The following is a 19,531-nucleotide window of genomic DNA, read 5'->3' as shown; positions in this document are numbered from 1 at the left end:
ATTTGACAAATTATTTAAATAGTTTTAAAATTAACTTATAAAAAATGGACAATTTTTATAAAGGAGAAAAAAATGGCACAATCAAAAGAAGACTTTAAAGCAGTACTTAATGAATTTAAAAGTAAAAAAAACGATCAAGAAATTTTAATTGAGAAAGCAAAAGAATCAATTAAAAGAGCTAAGATAGATTTAAAAATAAAAAAGAGAGAATTAAAAAATATTTCAAGTGAAGCAAAAATTGCTAAAAGTAATTATAAGAAACAGTCTCTATAATAATTTAAAAGGAACCTTTTGAGGGTTCCTTTTCTTTTTAAAAATCTATAATTTTTGAATATTTTTCTTTAAGCTCTTTTTTTAAATTATCATAGCCTTTCATTTTTAAATTTTCATTATAAATTTTTATTGCTTTCTTTCTAATTTTATTTTTTGCTTTTATTGCAAGAATAATTATTCCAATAATTATTAGACAACTTAATAAAATTAAAATTGTTATTGCTATGTTTGTATTTTGTTTTTCTTCTAAATACTTTATATCCGCCTTTAATCTTACCTTTTGTTTAATATAATCAATTTTTGTTTTAAATTTCCTTTCCTTAATTATTGCATCTGTTAGAAATGCTTCAATATAGTATAAGTCAAATGCACTTAAACCATAAAAAATTTTATCTTCAAAAATAATTTCCTTTTTAGGTGGTTCAGGCTTAAAATGTAAATTTAAATTAATTGATGGAGGTTCAACTATTTTTTCAGGTTCTGGTTTAAAAATTGGTACTTGAATGTAATTAATATTATTATTTTTTGTTATTTCAACTTTATTATTTTCTTTTGGTAAAGCTCTAATAGTTTCCTCTTTAGGTGGTTCAAATTTATTAATATTTCTCACATCTATATTTGGTTTTTCTGCAGGTTTATTTGTTGTTGTTGGATTAGTTTTTTTTAAATTTATATTTAAATTTTTCTTTTCCTCTTTTTCCATTTTATCAAATTTTAGTTTTCTACCGGTTGTTCTTCAGTTATTATCTATTAAATCCTCTATGTTAGATTGCTTTCTTTCTACTTTTTTATTCATTTGTGGTTTAGGAATAGATTGTTGTTGTTTTTTTACAAAAACAACAACAAAATTTGATTCCCTAGAATCATTATTTTTTTGTTGCCCTTGAATTTGTAAATTATCTTCAAAATATAGTTGCAAAATAACGTGTTTTGAAGTCGGATTGGCAACTATACTATCAGGCAAAATATTATATAATTGTTGAATACTGATTGATCTATTTTTTTGAATTACATCTAAAATAGTTGTTTTTACAGAATTATATTGTGACGAGTTTTTATCATTTGCAAAATTTGGTCCATTAGTTGTTAAAATGCCTCTTTGCTTAATAGAGTTATTTCTACAAAAATCAGCTCAATCAAGAAAATCTCGTGAATTTGATTCTCCTCATACCATTTTAATCATTCTCCTTATTAAATATTATAATATGAAATTATAGTATTATTTATATGTATAGAAAAGAGACTTTTATGAAGGAAATTAAACCAATAAATTATGAAAATTTAATTATTACTAAGGTAAATAATGTATATCAAAATTTTAAAATGAATGTAAATAAAGATTTTGAAATTCCTGAACTTATTAAAGATTTTTTTGTAAAAAATCCACAATTGCAAAAAAAGGAAGATATTGAAAACTTAGGAATTTCTTTAGATAAAACTTTTAATGATTGACAACAAAATGAAAAAAGCATCATCATAACACATTTACTGTCAATTTTACAAAATTCATTAATTGTATTATTTTCAATTCAAAGAAATCTTGAAACTGAAAAAATTGATAGTAAAATTATTACATCAACTGCAGGAGTTGATGTAATAATAGGTACCTCAGTTCAAGCACTAGGTATGAAATCAAATGAATTATTAAAAAAATTTGACGAACTACAATTACTAAATGATCCTCAGAAAATATTTAATTCAACTAATAATTTTTTAATTAAAATTTCTCAAATGAGTGCTGAATTGGCGTTTACTAAGTTAATGGAAAATTTAATAGAATTTAATCAAAGTTACCAACAAAGTTACCAAAAATTTGCAACATCCATTGAAGATGAGTTTACTCCTAAAAGAATGAAATTATTGATGGAGTATATCAATGCATATTATTTATTTAATTTTTTATTAGAGTTAATACTAATTTATCCGCTTCAAGAAGAGATGATGACAAAAGAAGCTTTCGATAATATATTGCCTAATATCATAATGTATTAATTTTTTAATATTAACTTAGTATATTATATTTTTTGATATATAATATAATTTGTGTGCTTACAATACACTTGGTATTGTGGAAAGGAGGAAACTTAAATGGCAACAATTAATCAATTAGTTAGAAAACCAAGAAAAGCTAAAACTTGAAAAACTAAAGCTCCAGCTCTTAATAGAGGTGTGAATACTTTACTTAAAAAAGTTACTAGATTATCTGCTCCTCAAAAAAGAGGTGTATGTACAAGGGTTGCAACTATGACTCCCAAAAAACCTAACTCTGCTTTACGTAAATATGCAAGGGTTAGATTAACTAATGGAATGGAAGTAACAGCATATATTCCAGGTGAAGGTCACAATCTACAAGAACATAGTGTTGTTTTAATTCGTGGAGGAAGAGTAAAAGATTTACCGGGGGTTCGTTATCATATAATTCGTGGTACTTTGGATACAACAGGAGTTAATGGAAGAATGCAATCTCGTTCATTATATGGAACAAAAAGACCAAAAGAAAAAAAATAATTGTGTAAAATTAGCACATTAGTATAAAAGGAAAGGAGTTAAAAAATATGCGTAAACATCAAGCTGAAAAAAGAGATGTATTACCAGATCCAGTTTATAATTCAAAATTAGTAACTAGGGCTGTTAATAAAATTATGTTAGATGGTAAAAGAGGAACAGCTCAAACTATTTTATATAAATCTTTTGATAAAATAAAAGAGAAAACAGGTTCTAATCCAATTGAAGTATTTGATAAAGCAATGGAAAATATTAAACCACATTTAGAATTAAAAGTTCGCCGTATTGGTGGAGCAAATTATCAAATTCCTGTTGAAGTTTCTGGAGATAGAAAAGTTACATTAGCATTAAGATGATTAATTAACTATTCAAGATTAAGAAATGAAAAAGAAATGATAGATAGATTAGCAAATGAAATTATTGATGCATCAAATGGAGTTGGTGGGTCAGTTAAAAAACGTGAAGATACACATAAAATGGCAGAAGCAAATAAAGCATTTGCACATTATCGCTGATAAAATTTAAATAAGGAGAAAAAAATATGCCAAGAGAATATAGTTTAGAAATGACTCGAAACTTTGGTATTATGGCTCATATTGATGCTGGAAAAACAACAACAACAGAACGTATTTTATTTCACACAGGTAAAATTCATAAAATTGGTGAAACCCATGAGGGAGAATCACAAATGGATTGAATGGCACAAGAACAAGAACGTGGTATAACAATTACTTCTGCTGCAACAACAGCGTTTTGAGCTGATCATCGTTTTAATATTATTGACACTCCAGGTCACGTTGACTTTACAGTTGAAGTTGAAAGATCTTTAAGAGTTCTTGATGGTGCTGTTGCAGTACTTGATGGTCAAAGTGGTGTTGAACCTCAAACTGAAACAGTTTGAAGACAGGCAACAACTTATAAAGTACCAAGAATTGTCTTTGTAAATAAAATGGATAAAATAGGAGCTGATTTTTTATATTCAGTGAAAACAATCGGAGATAGATTGGGTGCAAAAGCAGCTCCAATTCAATTACCAATGGGAGCTGAAGATCAATTTTCAGGAATAATTGATTTAGTTGAAATGGAAGCATGGGGTTTTGATGGTGAAGCAGATGAAATTGCTACAAAAATTGAAATTCCAAGTGATTTAAAAGATTTAGCAGAAGAATTAAGAAGCAAACTTATTGAAGTTGCAGTTGAATATGATGAAGAATTAATGATGAAATTTTTAGATGGTGGTGAAATAACTATACCTGAATTAAAATCAGCAATTCGCAAAGGAGTTATATCAGCTGAGTTCTTCCCAGTTTTAGCTGGTTCTGCATTCAAAAATAAGGGAGTTAAATTACTTTTAAATGCTGTTGTTGATTACTTGCCTTCACCATTAGATGTTCCTGCAATTAATGGAACATTATTAAATGGAGAAGCAGCAATTAGACACTCATCAGATACTGAACCATTTTCAGCATTAGCTTTTAAAATAATGACAGATCCATTTGTTGGTAAATTAACATTTTTCAGAGTTTATTCTGGAATTTTAACAAAGGGTAGTTATGTATTAAATGCTACAAAAGATAAAAAAGAGCGTGTAGGCCGCTTATTAAAAATGCATGCAAATAATCGTGAAGAAATTGAAGAAGTTTATGCAGGAGATATCGCAGCAGCTGTAGGATTAAAAGATACAACAACTGGAGATACTTTAAGTGATGAAAAAAATTCAATTATTCTTGAGTCAATGGTATTTCCAGAACCGGTTATACATTTAGCACTTGAACCAAAAACAAAAGCTGATCAAGAAAAATTAGGAATTTCATTAAACAAACTTTCAGAAGAAGATCCAACTTTTAGAACTTATACAGATGAAGAAACTGGACAAACAATTATAGCAGGAATGGGTGAATTACACTTAGATATTATTGTTGATCGTTTAAGACGAGAATTTAAAGTTGAAACTAATGTTGGAGTTCCTCAGGTTTCATATCGTGAAACAATAAAACAAGCTACTAAAGCTGAAGGAAAATATGTTAAACAATCAGGTGGTCGTGGACAATATGGGCACGTTGTGATTGAATTTGAACCAAACCATGACAAAGGATTCGAATGAGTTGATAAAATTGTTGGTGGAAAAATTTCAAAAGAATATATTAATGCAGCAAAAGTTGGTTTACAAAATGCATTGCAAAATGGTGTAATTGCAGGATTTCCAATGATTGATGTTAAAGCAACAATTGTTGATGGTTCATACCATGATGTCGATTCAAATGAGATGGCATATAAAATTGCAGCTTCATTGGCGTTAAAAGAAGCTGCTAAAAGAACAAATCCTGTTCTTTTAGAACCAATTATGTCAGTAGAAGTAACTGTTCCTGATGAATACTATGGAGATGTAATGGGAAATATTTCATCAAAACGTGGATTAATTGAGGGTTCAGAACAAAGGGGAAATGCACAAACTGTTAAATCAAAAGTTCCTCTTTCAGAAATGTTTGGTTATGCAACAGAATTGCGTTCATTTACACAAGGACGTGGAAATTATACAATGATTTTTAGTCACTATAATGAAGTACCAAAAAGTATTGCTGAAGAAATTATTAAAAAATCAGGTAAATAGTTTTATATTTCTCAAATACAAAAAAATATTGTACTTTAAATAAAATCAATTATAATTATTTATGACATTTTGTCGTAAATAACAAAATGAAAGGAATGAAAAACATGGCAAAAGAAGCTTTTGACCGTAGTTTACCTCATGTTAACATTGGAACAATTGGACACGTTGACCACGGTAAAACTACTTTAACAGCTGCAATTACTAAAGTATTAGCAGCAAAAGGTGGAGCAGAATTTAAAGATTATGCAAACATCGATAACGCACCAGAAGAAAGAGAAAGAGGTATTACAATTAATACTTCTCACGTTGAATATAAAACAGAAAATAGACACTACGCTCACGTTGACTGTCCAGGACATGCCGATTATGTTAAAAATATGATCACAGGAGCAGCCCAAATGGATGGTGCAATCTTAGTTGTTGCAGCAACTGATGGGCCAATGCCTCAAACAAGAGAACACATTCTATTATCAAGACAAGTAGGAGTACCAGCAATTACAGTATTTTTAAATAAATGTGATATGGTAGACGACGAAGAATTAATCGATTTAGTTGAAATGGAAGTTAGAGACTTATTATCAGCATATGATTTCGATGGAGATGGAGCACCAGTAATTCGTGGTTCAGCTTTAGGAGCATTGAATGGTGATGCAAAATGAGTTGAAAAAGTGGAAGAATTAATGGCTGCAGTTGACGCATATATTCCTACTCCAGCTCGTGATACAGATAAAACTTTCTTAATGCCTGTAGAAGATGTATTTACTATTACAGGGCGTGGAACAGTTGCAACTGGTAGAGTTGAAAGAGGAATTGTTAAAGTTAACGAAGAAGTTGAAATAGTTGGATTAGTAGAAGATAGCAAAAAAGTTGTTGTTACTGGATTAGAAATGTTTAGAAAATTATTAGATCAAGCACAAGCTGGAGATAATGTTGGAGCATTATTAAGAGGAGTAGACAGAAATGATATTGAACGTGGTCAAGTTCTTGCAAAACCAGGAACAATTAAACCTCATACAAAACTAAATGCTTCTGTTTATGCATTAACTCAAGAAGAAGGTGGACGTCACAAACCGTTCTTTAATAAATATCGTCCTCAATTCTATTTCCGTACAACAGATGTTACTGGAGAAGTTCATTTACCAACTGGAATAGATATGGTTTTACCAGGAGATAATGTTGAATTAGTAATTGAATTAATTAAACCAATTGCTGTTGAACAAGGAACAAAATTCTCAATTCGTGAAGGTGGAAGAACAATCGGTGCTGGAACTGTTGTTTCAATTGTAGATTAAATTAAAATTAAAAAACCCTTTAAAGGGTTTTTTAATTTTAATTAAATATAATTATGTTATAAAGATATAATGAATTTATGGATTTAAAAAATGAATATAAATTAATTTGAAAAATAAAAACTTCAAGAGATTTGAAATATAAAGATATTTCAGAACAATATTGTAAAAAAATAATTCAAGAATTAATTGAAAAAAATAAAAAAATTGATATTATGGAACTGGCAAAAAATAAAGTTGCTGGAGTATATTTACTATATTCAATTGAAAATAAAAATTTAAATTTTACATATGTTGGTGAATCAAAAGATTTGGGGCAAAGAATAAAACAACATTTAAGAAATTTTAATTCTAAAAATAGGTTATATTCTAAAATGAGAAAAAAAATAATTTCATCAAATCAAATAAATTTTTTAATACTAGATGAAATTGAAGATCAAAATCTTAGATTAATGAAAGAGACTTATTATATTTATATTTTTAAATCTAAATTTTTTAATTTAAATTCTAAATTAGTTAATAAAAAATTAAAGTGTCCAAATGGCCATGGTAATACTAGAAGTTATATGACTTATGATAAAAATAGTTTGAATTTGCTAATTTATATTTATGGAAAATGTAAAAATAATGAATGCAAAGAGATTTTTATTATAAATTAGATTTCTATTGCTTATTAAAAGGTGTATTATATTCTTGTATTTAAAGGAGAGAAAAAATGATAAATATAAATAAGGGTAACCACTCATTAACTTTATCTGCTGTTAGCTCAAAAGATAAATTGAATGAATTAGTTATTAAAGAAAGTGGAGTAGCTTCCCTAATAAGCGAAGATAAAAAAATTTATTTCTATTTAGCAGATAATGTATCTATTGATCAATTAGAAAGTAATTTAGAAAGATTTATTAATTCAAATAAATATAATTTAAATGTAGATGTTGATTCTTTTTTAAAAATTTTCAATAATAAGGAAGAAGTTTTTCAAAAAGTTATTGAAACAATTATTTTTGCTTCTCATAAAGCGATAGTCTTTAAAAAAGAAGAAGAAGTGAAAGAAATTTCTTATAATTTTATAATTGATGAAAAATTTAATGATCTTTTAAATATTTCATTAATAAAAATGGAATATTTAAATTTTGCAAGAGATTTACAAGATCTTCCACCAAATATTGGAACTTCAATTGCTATAGCAGATAAAATTTCCTCAAAGGCAAAAGAAATTAATGGAATTAAAGTTACTATTTATAATAAAAAACAAATTGAAGAAATGGGAATGGGTTTATTATTAGCAGTAAACGCTGGAAGTAATGTTGAACCAAGAGTTGTAGTTTTAGAGTATAATTCAGATTCTTCACAAAAAAGAACTGCATTAGTGGGTAAAGGAATAACTTTTGATACTGGGGGATATAATCTAAAACCATCTAATTTTCTTGAAAATATGAAATTTGATATGTCAGGGGCTGCAATAGTTTCTTCAACTGTTATGGCTCTTGCAAAAGCAAAAGCCAAATGTAATGTTGTTTCAATTGCAATGTTAACTGATAATAGAATTGGGGGAAGTGCCACTTTAACTGAATCTGTAATTAAATCAATGAATGGACAAACAGTTGAAATTACAAATACAGATGCTGAAGGTAGATTAGTTTTAGCTGATGGTATTACCTATGCAATTAGAAATGAAAAAGCAGAAAGAGCAATTACAGTTGCAACATTAACAGGAGCAATAGCTATTGCATTAGGAAGATGATTTACAGGTACTTTTTCTAAACAAGATGTTTTTCATAATGAATTTAGTAATGCTGCTAAAAAAGCGCAAGAAAATATTTGAAGACAACCTTTAATTGAAGAACACTTAAAAGAAATGCAATGTTCGAAAGTTGCGGACTTAGCAAATTCAGAACCAGGAAGAGAAGCGGGTTCTTCAACAGCTGCAGCATTTTTAGATTCTTTTGCAGAATCAAAAGAATATATACATTTAGATATTGCAGCAACAGCAGATAGAAATAAACGTGGAAGAGCACCAATGTTAAAAACAATGTTTGAATTGTTGAATAAATAAAATAAAAACACCCTAATGGTGTTTTTATTTTAGGAGGAAAGAATGAAACGAGAACATATTGAAAAAAAATATAAATGAGATTTTTCAAATATTTACAAAAATATTGATGAATGAAAAAATGACTTAACAAAAGCTGAAGTTTTAGTTAATAAAATTGCAGAATTAAAAAATAAATTGAAAAAAAGAAATTTTTTCTATTATTACTTGAAATTAGAAAAAGAAAAAAATCTATTAATTGTGAAATTAAGTCATTATTTACATTTATTAGATATTGATCAAACTAATTTTGAATTTCAAGAATTAAATTCAATTATGGAAAATTTTGAACAAATTTCAAATATAAGAACTTCATTTATTTCAAATGAACTTAAAAGTATTGGTGAAAAAATTATTTCGAATTGAATTTTAAATTCTGAATATAAAGAGTTTGCATATTTTTTTAGACATTTTTTTAAAGAATCAAAATATGTTTTATCAGAATCAGAAGAAGAATTAATAAATAAAATATCAAGAAGTAGAAGCGCAGTTGGTAATTTATATGATTCGTTAGCATATGCGGATAATGAAATTGAAAAGATTGAATTAAATAAAGAAATAAAAGAATTAAATAATTTAGTATATAAAAAAATTATGGAAGATTCAGACCCCATACTTGAGCAAAATTTAAGACAAAATGCTGAGAAACTATATTTTTCAAATTTTACAAAAAGAAAACATAGTTTTTCAAAAATTTATGAAGCAATTTTGCAAAAACAAATTGAAAATAAAAATATTAGAAAATATAATAATATATTGGAAATGGCATTATTTAATGATGAAGTAAATTCAAATATTTACTTAAAGTTGATAGAAATTGGGAAAAAATATATAAATGAATTCAAAAAATATAATTTACTTATAAAAGAAAAGTATAACTTAAAGACATTTAATTCTACAGATAGAAAACTTAAATTAGTTCAAAATTATGATAAAGATTTTTCAGTAGAAGAAGCAATAAAAATTTCAAAGGAAGCTTTAAAACCTTTAGGAGAAATATATATAAGTAAATTAAATATTGCATTAAAAGAAAATTTAATAGATTTTTATGAATCACAAAATAAAGTTCAAGGGGCATATTCATCTGGGGGTAATGGAATTGAACCAATTATTTTAATGAATTGAGATTTCAAGTTATCATCAGTAAATACATTATTACATGAATTAGGACATTCAGTTCATACAATTTTTTCAGATGAATATCAAAAATATCCATTAAATAATTATCCTATAATACTTGCAGAAGTTGCATCAACTTTAAATGAGCATTTTCTCTTTGACTATATGTATAATCAAGCTAATGAAAAAAATGAAAAAATCTATTTACTTCAACAAAGAATTTTTGATTTAAATTCAACTTTTTATAGACAAATTCAATTTGCAGATTTCGAATACTCTGCGCATAAATTAGTTGAAAATAGTGAACCAATTACTACAAAAACTTTAATGGAATTATTTAAAACAAAACAAATTGAATTTGGATATGATATTTTTGATGACAATCAATTAGATGTATATAATTGATCGTATATTTCCCATTTTTTTCATTCACCATTTTATGTTTACAAATATGCAATTGATTTAGTAGCAAGTTTTAAATTGTACAGTGATTTTAAAAATGGAAATAATAATATTTTAAATTTTTTAAAGTCAGGTGGTTCAAAAGAACCTTTAGATATTTTAAAAGATGTCGGAGTAGATTTTGAAAAGGAAGAAACATATTTACCTTTAGTAAATGAAATATCTTATTTAATTGAAGAATTAAAAAAATTAATTTAAAAATAAAAAGGTTTAAATATAATTCTCTAAATATACAAAATGATAAAAAATCAATATCATTAAAATATATGAGGGAATTTTATATATAACAAAAACCTGTTTAACATTAATCATTTGCTCAATTTAAAACAAAAATTAGTTTTAGAAAATATTGATAGTGTATTCTATTTTGGCCAATAAAATGATTTTAGATTGTTAAAAATTTGTAAACAATTTTTTAACATCAAAAATTACAAAATACAGTAATAATTGATTAGAAGTAACTTTATTGATTTAAAAATTGTGAAATAGTACGATTGCAAAAATGTGTTAAAAAAATTTAATGTGTTAATGAAAAGTGAGCTAAAAAAATAATTTATTTTAAAAACTTATTAATTCATGAGTTAAAAAGGGAATCTTTAATATCTATAAATTGTAGAACTTTAATGATTACTAAATGATTATTATCAATGAGCACAAAGTGGTAAACTACAATCAAATTAAATTTGCAGAATTATTTCAAATGAAATGAAAGAAATTTCTATTATGATTAATGACTTATATGAATTTTAGGAATAAATATCTTAACTAAAAATGTAAGTAAAACAAGAATTTCTTGTTTTTGAGACTCATGGTTCCTTATTCTACCTTAAGGATTAAGAAACAACAACTTAAACTCAAAGAAAATAAAAATCTATTAAATTTAAAGGAAATTATAAACTTATTGTTCATTCGACAATGATAATCAATATTATTAAGTTTGAGCAAGAAGATTTAATAAGAATAGTATAATATATTCATTTTATACACAGTGAATTTAATAGACAATGTTATATGTAAAACTTTCTTTTTCAAATAAAACTTGAAAAACAAAAAACATTAATGTAAAAATGATTTTAATAATTTAGAAAAACTAATTGAATACTACATCGCATATTATAACTATGACAGAATTGTTATAAGACATAAATGCCTTGTAATTATCTATTTCAAAAATGTATAAAAAAAAGCAACATTTAAATAAGATGTTGCTTTTTTAAAATAAAACATTTTGTATACTTAATAAAGTATAGTTAGTTTATTTATAAAAACTATTTTTATTTTTTTAAAAAATTTATTACATCATTAATATGGCCAACAGGATCTACATCACTAAATTCCTTGATAACTTCAAGATTTTTATTTAATACATATGTATTTCTTTTAGTAATTTTAATAGTTTGATTTTCTCAAGTTGTAGTTTCAGCTTCTAAATTAAAATTAGCAATTAATTCTCTATTAACATCTGCAATTAAAGGATAATTTAGAACATAATCGCATGAAAAACTATTTTGATTTTCTACATCATCTCCACTTACACCAACTATATTGAAACCTAAATCCTTAAATTCTATATTTCTTTTTTCATATTCTTGAACTTCTAAAATACATCCTGATGTATGTGCTTTAGGATAAAAGAACATTATTAAACCTTTTTCTCCAACTAATTCATTTAATTGAACTTCTTTATTACTGTCTAAAAGATATTTTTTATTTTCTAACTTCATGATTTCTCCTTGCATAACTATATTAGTCAAATTAATTATACCTCTAAACCATTTAAAAGTTTTTCTAAATAATCTCCCACACCACCTTCATTATTTGATAATATTGTAATTCCATCAGCAATATTTTTTAATTCAGAGTTACCGTTTTTCATTGCAACTCCATAACCTACTTTTTGGATCATTTCATAGTCATTCATTTGATCTCCAAAAGCAATAACATCTCTTATATCTTTATTATAGTATTGAGCTAATATTTCTGAAACAAAACCTTTATTAACAATTTTATTTGTTAAAGTTATCATAGCAGTTGATTGCTTTGTTAAATTTCCATAAGCATTACCTGATTGAATTTTAACAGTATGTTTAAATTTTTCTAATGCTCTTAAAACATTATCCTTATCCATATCATTTTTTAAAAATAAAACAACATTTGTTGCAGGTCCTTCTCAATTATTATATGGATCTGAAATAAAATAATCGTCATCTTCCACATCATCAAGATGAAAAAATTTTTCAACAAATTCATCTTTATGTTGAACAATAGCTTTATTATATGATTCTATAAGAATATTAGAACATTTATTTTTTATTGCTGGATTGTTAATTATTTGTAGTACAATTTCTTCACTAATTGGCAAGACAATTCGTTTAAATCTTCTCTTAAGTGGATCATGAATATGAGCACCATCAAAATTTGTTAAAAGTGTTGTTAATCCTAATTCTTTATAAAACCTTATTGATGCTCTGTGGGGTCTTCCCGTAATTATACAAACCTCATGGCCATCTTTCATTGCTTTATTTAAAACTTCTTTTGTTTTTGGGTGAATTTCTTCACCATTTTCTGCTAAAACAGTACCATCAAGGTCAACTAAGATAAGTCTTTTCTTTGATAAGTGTTGTAATTGCATATTATCATTCCTATCTATACAACATAATATTATTCTAAATTAAGAATAATGAAATATGAAAAAAATTTTCATTCTTTAAAAATAATATAGTAGAAATAAATAAGGACTTAAAATATAATTGTAAATAGGGGGTATTTAAGGTATGTTAATTTTTAAAACTTCTTGTGTTGATCCAAAATATAATTTGGCAACAGAAGAATACCTTGTAAAATCAAAAAAGTATAAAGAGCCAATATTGTTTTTATGACAAAATGACAATACAATTGTTATTGGAAAAAATCAAAATGTTGCTTGGGAAATTAATTTGCAAAATGCAGAAAGAGATAGTGTTAATATTATAAGAAGGAATACTGGTGGAGGTACTGTATTTCAAGATTTAGGCAATATGAATTTCAGTATTATATATACTGATATTGAAAATAAGGGAGTTTCTTTATTTTCAAGCATGTTATCACCTGTAATAAATACATTAAATGAATTAGGAGCACCAGCTGTATTTTCTGGTAGAAATGATATTGAGTTAAATGGAAAAAAAATATCAGGAAATGCTATGTGAAAATATGAAGATAGATTTTTACAACATGGTACTGTTTTATTTAATGCAAATTTAGATAGATTAGCACAGTATTTAACAGTGGATAGAGCAAAAATCATAGCAAAAAACATCCAATCAATCTCAGCTAGAGTAACAAATGTAAATTCAGAAATTGAAGAAAAAATCGAAATTAGTTATTTTATGGATAAACTAATTGAAACTTATAAAAAAATGGATGTAGTAAATCCATTGGTTTTAGAAAAAGATGATCTCGCAGCAATTGACAAATTATTTAGGGAAAAATTTTCAAATCCAGATTGAACATTTGCAAAAAATGCAGATTTTGATTATAGAAATAAAAAAAGAATTGAGGGTAAGGGAACAGTTGAAGTTCTTTTACAAATTGAAAAAAATATTATTAAAAATGCGCAAATATATGGAGATTTTCTAGGTTTTAAAGGAACAGAAGAATTAGAAAATAAGTTAATTAATGTGCAGTATAAAGCATCAGAAGTTGAAAAAGTTTTAAATGAAACTGATATTGTAGGAATTTTTGGTGCAAACTTTGTTGTACAGGATATTTTAGATTTATTAATTCAATAGGAGGTATAAAATTATATGAAATTTATAGGAAAATTTGATCCATTAAAAAATGAAATAGTAGAGATAATGGATAAAAATGGGAAAATTATTAATGAAAGTTTAATGCCAAAAATTAGTGATAAAGAATTAATTGAAGCATATAAACTAATGAATCTTTCAAGAAGACAAGATGATTTTCAAAATAAAGCACAAAGACAAGGAAGACTTTTATCATTTCTTTCTTCTACTGGACAAGAGGCTTCAGAAATTGGGTTCACATTACCTTTAATTAAAGGAAAAGATTGATTTGTTTCAGGATATAGAAACAATGCGGCTTGATTAACTGTAGGTATGCCAATGAAAAACATTATGCTTTATTGAATGGGAAATGAATATGGAGGTAGATCACCTGAAGGTGTAAATTCATTACCACCAAATATTATTATAGGTTCACAATATTCACAAGCAACTGGAATAGCTTTTGCTGAAAAGTATAAAAAAACTGGAGGTGTTGCAGTTACTACAACAGGTGATGGAGGAATGAGTGAAGGGGAAACTTATGAAGCAATGAACTTTGCAAAATTACATGAATTACCTGTAATATTTATATGTGAAAATAATAAATGAGCAATTTCAACTCCATATAAAAAATCAACAAAATCACTTAATATTGCAGTTAAAGGAATTGCTTCAGGTGTTCCATCAATTAAGGTTGATGGAAATGACTTTTTGGCAGTTTATGCTGTTGCAAGTGAAGCAATTGAGTATGCAAGAAAAGGAAATGGTCCTGTTTTTATTGAATGTGATACATATAGACTTGGAGCACACTCTTCTTCAGATAATCCACTAATCTATAGACCACAAAATGAATTCGATGAAGCTTTAACTAAAGATCCTTTAATTAGATTAAAACAATACTTAATTAATAAAAAATCATGAGATGATAAAAAACAAGAAAAATTAGATAATGAACAAGATACATTTATTAGATCAGAGTTTGATTGAGCAGAAGCTAATAAAGATTATCCAATTGAAGATATTTTTGATTATCAATTTGCAAAAAAAACACCTGATTTAGAAAAACAATACAAAGAAGCTAAAGCTTTCTTTGAAGCACACCCTGAAGCAAAAGGAGGACATCATTAATGAAAACTTTAAATAATGTTAAAGCAGTTTCTGAAGCACTAGAAGTAGCTATGGAAAAATGAAGTGAAGTAGTAGTTTATGGAGAAGACGCTGGTTTTGAAGGTGGAGTTTTTAGAGCAACTGAAGGATTACAAGCAAAATTTGGAGAGGAAAGATGTTTTGATGCACCGATTTCTGAAGCAGTTTTTGCTGGTGTTGCTCTTGGAATGGCAATAAATAAAATGAAACCAGTCATTGAATTACAATTTGAGGGATTAGGTTGACCATCTCTTCAAAATATTTTAGGTCACATGGGAAGAATGAGAAATAGAACAAGAGGGAAATACCCTACACCAGTTGTTATTAGAATGCCAATGGGTGGAGGAATTAGAGCATTGGAACTTCACTCAGAAGCAATGGAAGCAATTTATGCACATACTCCTGGAATTAAAGTAGTTTGTCCTTCAACTCCATATGATACAAAAGGTTTAATTTTAGCAGCAATTGAATCACCAGATCCAGTTATTGTTTTTGAGCCAACAAAGCTATATAGAGCTTTTAAACAAGAAGTACCTGAAGGATTTTATACCGTAGAAATTGGTAAAGGATTTAAAATTCAAGAAGGAAATGATTTAACTGTTGTTACTTATGGAGCACAAACAGTGGATTGCCAAAAAGCAATTGAAGAATTAGAAAGTAAAAACCCTGATATTACTATTGAGTTAATTGATTTGCGTTCAATTCAACCATGAGATAAAGAAATGGTTTTTGAATCAGTTAAAAAAACTGGAAGATTATTAGTTGTTCATGAAGCAATTAGATCTTTTTCAGTATCAGCTGAAATCATTGCTTCAGTTAATGAAGAATGTTTTGAATACTTAAAAGCACCTTTATCAAGATGTACAGGTTATGATATTGTTATACCATTTGATTCAGGTGAAGCATTTCACCAACCTCATCCAAAAAAAATATTAGTTAAAATGGAAGATTTGTTAAATTACAAATTCTAATAGGAGAATAAGAAATATGTTTAAAGTAAAATTCGCAGATATTGGAGAAGGTTTAACAGAGGGAACAGTTACTGAAGTTCTTGTAAAAGTTGGAGATTCAGTAAAAATGGGAGATAGCTTATTTAATGTAGAAACAGATAAAGTTACTTCAGATATTTATGCACCAGTAGATGGTAAAATAGCAAAAATTTTAATTTCTGCAAAACAAGAAATTAAAGTTGGAGATGTTGTTATAGAAATTGATGATGGAAAAGGCGAAGCAACAGCGGAACCGGAAAAAAAATCTTCATCTAATGTACAACCAGTTGAAGAAAATGCATCAGTTGTTGGTGCAACACCAGTTTCAAATGATTTAATTTCAAGAGATACAAATAGAAATGTCGCTACAAAGCAAACAATTTCAAATCAGGCAAGTATTATTGATAATAGTCATGTTGATGTAAAAGCGTCACCATTAGCAAGAAAAATTGCTGCTGTTATGGGTGTTGATCTTTCAAAAGTAACACCAACAGGACCAAACGGAAGAATTTTGGCAAATGATATTCAAAGTTTTGCTGCAAATCCTGCAAAAAGCGCACCAGTTGCTTTTGTTGGTGGAGCATCAGCAAAACAACAAATTGATTACTCAAACCCATTAATTTCAGTTCCTGAAATTAATGAGCCATTAACATTTGAATCAAAACCTTGAAATCCAATTAGAAAAGCAACAGTAAAAGCAATGACAACAGCACATGAAAAAGTTGCAGGATTTACAGGTTTAAGAAATTTGGATGTCACAGAACTTGTAAATATTAGAAAACAATTAAAAGCTTTTGCAGATTCACAAAGAGTTAAATTAACATATCTTGCTTTTATTATTAAAGCTTGCGCAAATGCATTAAAAGATATGCCAAATTTAAATGTTAGAATTGATGAAGAAAATAAAGCAACTAAATTTGCACAACAAATAAATATTGGTATGGCTTGTGACACACCTGATGGATTAATGGTTCCAGTTATAAAGGGAGCAGATAAATTAAGTGTTTTACAAATTGCTGTAAAAATAAATGATCTTGCAATGAAAGCAAGAAGTAAAAAGTTAGCTTCAAATGAAATGTCTGGAGCAACTTTTACTGTAACTAATTTTGGAGCTGTAGGACTTGATTATGCAACACCAATAGTAAATTTCCCAGAGTCTGCAATACTTGGGGTTGGGACAATCACAAGAGCACCTGGAGTTATTAATGATAAAATTGAAATTAGAGATTTCATGCCTTTCTCAATTACAGCTGACCATAAAGTAATAGATGGTGCTGATGCTGGAAGATTTTTAACAAAAGTTGCATATTATCTACAAAATCCTGCAACTTTGTTAGTTTAGGAGGTTATAAAATATGTTTAAAGTAAAATTCGCAGATATTGGAGAAGGTTTAACAGAGGGAACAGTTACTGAAGTTCTTGTAAAAATTGGAGATTCAGTAAAAATGGGAGATAGATTATTTAATGTAGAAACAGATAAAGTTACTTCAGATATTTATGCACCAGTAGATGGTAAAATAGCAAAAATTTTAATTTCAGCGAATCAAGAAATTAAAGTTGGAGATGTTGTTATCGAAATTGATGATGGAAAAGGTGAAGCAACAGCGGAACCAGAAAAAAAAGCAGAAACTGCTGAGGAAAATGCATCAGTTGTTGGTGCAACACCAGTTTCAAATGATTTATTATCAAGGGGTAGAGCAGGAAGAACTGTTCCGCCAAAAGAATCAATTGCTGCAAAAGTAATAGAAGCAGTAAGTGGAAACACACCTATGCCAGGAATAGTTAGTGGACATGGGAGAACATTGAAACCAGCACCTAAATTTTCGCCAAAAGATACTGCAAATCATTATGATGTAATTGTAATTGGTGCAGGAGTTGGAGGATATGTTTGTGCTATTAAATGTGCTCAACTTGGTTTAAATACTTTAATTATTGAAAAAGGAAATTATGGGGGAGTATGTTTAAATATTGGGTGTATTCCAACAAAAACGTTATTAAAATCAGCTGACTTATATGAACAAATAACAAAACATGCTGATAAATATGGAATTAAAGTGGCTCAAGAAGGAGTTAAAGCAGATTGAAAAGCTATTCAAGCAAGAAAAGCTGATGTTGTTAATAAATTGACAACAGGAGTAAAAGGATTATTAAAGAAAAATAAAGTAACTACAGTTGAAGGTTTTGCAAAAGCAATTGATAAAAATACAGTTGAAGTTGACAAAAAACAATATACTTGTGATAATATGATAATTGCAACAGGAAGTGTGCCAAATCACTTTACAATACCAGGAGCAAAAGAAGCAATTGAATCTGGATGATTAATTGATTCAACTGGAGCGTTATCACTTCCAAAAATTCCAAAATCAATGGTTATAATTGGTGGGGGAGTAATTGGAGTCGAATTTGCTTGTGTTTATAAAAGATTAGGCACAAAAGTTACAATATTACAGTTTTTACCAACAATTCTAGAAATGTTAGATAGTGATGTTTCAAAAGAAATGACCAAGGAATTAATTTCTAGGGGAAATCTTGAGATAATTACTGAAGCAACAACAAAATCATTTGGAAAAAATGAAGTAATATATGAAAAAGATGGTAAAGAAATTAAATTAAAAGCCGATTATTGTCTACAATCTGTTGGAAGAAAAGTTGTTACAGAAGGATTTGAAAACATAGGATTACAAATAAATGAACGTGGTCATATTGTTGTTAATGAATATTGTGAAACAAATATTGATGGAGTTTACTCAATTGGGGATGTTACTGGAAAAATGATGTTAGCACACGTTGCTTCACATCAGGGAATTATTGCAGCAAACAGAATTGCAAGAAGGCTCCAAAAAGAACATGCTGAAGATTTGGCAATGAACTTCGAAAGAGTACCAAGTTGTATTTATACTCACCCAGAAGTTGCCTCTGTTGGTAAAACAGAAGATGAACTTAGAAAAGCAGGTGTTGAATATAAAGCATTTAAATTCCCATTTGCAGCAATTGGAAAAGCATTAGCAGATGGTAATACAACAGGATTTGTTAAATTAATATGTGAACCAAAATATAAGCAAGTTTTAGGATGTCACATTATTTCAAACACAGCAACAGATATGATTTCTGAAATAACAACATTGATGGAATCAGAAGGAACAATTACAGAAATTGCAAGAGCAATTCATCCTCACCCAACATTAAGTGAAGCAATTGGTGAAGCAGCAGAAGCTCTTGAATCGGGGAAACCTATTAATTTCTAATAGAATATAAACTATTTAATTTATATTAAGTAG

17 protein-coding genes are annotated in these 19,531 nt (G+C 27.5%); 14 read left to right on the top strand and 3 right to left on the bottom strand.

Going from position 1 to position 19,531, the window contains the following annotated elements; all coding sequences use genetic code 4:
- Positions 1-72 precede the first annotated feature (72 nt).
- Complete coding sequence (locus STAIW_RS05190) at positions 73-273, top strand: hypothetical protein (protein WP_020834776.1); 201 nt, start codon at positions 73-75, stop codon at positions 271-273.
- A 37-nt stretch (positions 274-310) separates the two neighbouring features.
- Here STAIW_RS05190 and STAIW_RS05185 read toward each other — a convergent pair whose 3' ends face one another.
- Positions 311-1,447, bottom strand: a complete 1,137-nt coding sequence (locus STAIW_RS05185) for a hypothetical protein (RefSeq protein WP_020834775.1) — start codon at positions 1,445-1,447, stop codon at positions 311-313.
- Between the two features lie 74 nt (positions 1,448-1,521).
- Here STAIW_RS05185 and STAIW_RS05180 point away from each other — a divergent pair, with 74 nt between their 5' ends.
- The 8 genes from STAIW_RS05180 to pepF all read left to right on the top strand — a co-directional run bounded on the left by STAIW_RS05180 (position 1,522) and on the right by pepF (position 10,549).
- Positions 1,522-2,265 (top strand): hypothetical protein, encoded by a 744-nt coding sequence (locus STAIW_RS05180; protein ID WP_020834774.1) that lies wholly within the window; start codon positions 1,522-1,524, stop codon positions 2,263-2,265.
- Between the two features lie 96 nt (positions 2,266-2,361).
- Entirely contained in the window at positions 2,362-2,781 is a 420-nt protein-coding gene (rpsL, locus tag STAIW_RS05175) for a 30S ribosomal protein S12 (RefSeq protein ID WP_020834773.1), read from the top strand.
- Positions 2,782-2,828: 47 nt separating this feature from the next.
- Positions 2,829-3,296, top strand: coding sequence for a 30S ribosomal protein S7 (rpsG, locus tag STAIW_RS05170; protein ID WP_020834772.1), 468 nt, complete (start codon positions 2,829-2,831; stop codon positions 3,294-3,296).
- A gap of 23 nt (positions 3,297-3,319) precedes the next feature.
- The gene (gene fusA, locus STAIW_RS05165; protein WP_020834771.1) at positions 3,320-5,389 is read left to right on the top strand and encodes an elongation factor G; all 2,070 of its coding nucleotides are present in this window, start codon (positions 3,320-3,322) and stop codon (positions 5,387-5,389) included.
- A 104-nt stretch (positions 5,390-5,493) separates the two neighbouring features.
- Positions 5,494-6,681: an elongation factor Tu gene (gene tuf, locus STAIW_RS05160; protein ID WP_020834770.1), complete on the top strand. Its 1,188-nt coding sequence runs from the start codon at positions 5,494-5,496 to the stop codon at positions 6,679-6,681.
- Between the two features lie 77 nt (positions 6,682-6,758).
- Positions 6,759-7,337, top strand: coding sequence for a GIY-YIG nuclease family protein (locus STAIW_RS05155; protein WP_020834769.1), 579 nt, complete (start codon positions 6,759-6,761; stop codon positions 7,335-7,337).
- Between the two features lie 56 nt (positions 7,338-7,393).
- The gene (locus tag STAIW_RS05150) at positions 7,394-8,734 is read left to right on the top strand and encodes a M17 family metallopeptidase (protein WP_020834768.1); all 1,341 of its coding nucleotides are present in this window, start codon (positions 7,394-7,396) and stop codon (positions 8,732-8,734) included.
- A gap of 42 nt (positions 8,735-8,776) precedes the next feature.
- Positions 8,777-10,549 (top strand): oligoendopeptidase F, encoded by a 1,773-nt coding sequence (gene pepF, locus STAIW_RS05145; RefSeq protein WP_020834767.1) that lies wholly within the window; start codon positions 8,777-8,779, stop codon positions 10,547-10,549.
- 1,076 nt (positions 10,550-11,625) lie between these two features.
- On the opposite strand, the gene STAIW_RS05140 is transcribed toward pepF, so the two are convergent.
- Positions 11,626-12,075: a peroxiredoxin gene (locus STAIW_RS05140; RefSeq protein ID WP_020834766.1), complete on the bottom strand. Its 450-nt coding sequence runs from the start codon at positions 12,073-12,075 to the stop codon at positions 11,626-11,628.
- Positions 12,076-12,110: 35 nt separating this feature from the next.
- Positions 12,111-12,983 (bottom strand): Cof-type HAD-IIB family hydrolase, encoded by an 873-nt coding sequence (locus STAIW_RS05135; protein WP_020834765.1) that lies wholly within the window; start codon positions 12,981-12,983, stop codon positions 12,111-12,113.
- 142 nt (positions 12,984-13,125) lie between these two features.
- Between STAIW_RS05135 and STAIW_RS05130 the strand changes: the two genes are divergently transcribed.
- Genes STAIW_RS05130 through lpdA form a run of 5 tightly spaced genes read left to right on the top strand, consistent with a single transcriptional unit; the run spans position 13,126 to position 19,498 of the window.
- Entirely contained in the window at positions 13,126-14,121 is a 996-nt protein-coding gene (locus STAIW_RS05130; protein WP_020834764.1) for a lipoate--protein ligase, read from the top strand.
- A gap of 15 nt (positions 14,122-14,136) precedes the next feature.
- The gene (pdhA, locus tag STAIW_RS05125; RefSeq protein ID WP_020834763.1) at positions 14,137-15,246 is read left to right on the top strand and encodes a pyruvate dehydrogenase (acetyl-transferring) E1 component subunit alpha; all 1,110 of its coding nucleotides are present in this window, start codon (positions 14,137-14,139) and stop codon (positions 15,244-15,246) included.
- A complete protein-coding gene (locus STAIW_RS05120; RefSeq protein ID WP_020834762.1) occupies positions 15,246-16,235 on the top strand; it encodes an alpha-ketoacid dehydrogenase subunit beta in 990 nt (329 codons plus the stop codon). The genes pdhA and STAIW_RS05120 overlap by 1 nt, the downstream gene beginning before the upstream one ends.
- A 16-nt stretch (positions 16,236-16,251) precedes the next feature.
- Positions 16,252-17,595, top strand: a complete 1,344-nt coding sequence (locus tag STAIW_RS05115) for a dihydrolipoamide acetyltransferase family protein (protein WP_020834761.1) — start codon at positions 16,252-16,254, stop codon at positions 17,593-17,595.
- A 13-nt stretch (positions 17,596-17,608) separates the two neighbouring features.
- Positions 17,609-19,498: a dihydrolipoyl dehydrogenase gene (lpdA, locus tag STAIW_RS05110; protein ID WP_020834760.1), complete on the top strand. Its 1,890-nt coding sequence runs from the start codon at positions 17,609-17,611 to the stop codon at positions 19,496-19,498.
- The last annotated feature ends 33 nt before the right edge of the window (positions 19,499-19,531 follow it).

The organism is Spiroplasma taiwanense CT-1, assembly GCF_000439435.1.
In the GTDB taxonomy this organism is placed as follows: Bacteria; Bacillota_I; Bacilli_A; order Mycoplasmatales; family Mycoplasmataceae; genus Spiroplasma_A; species Spiroplasma_A taiwanense.
This window is presented reverse-complemented; position numbering and strand designations above follow the sequence as displayed.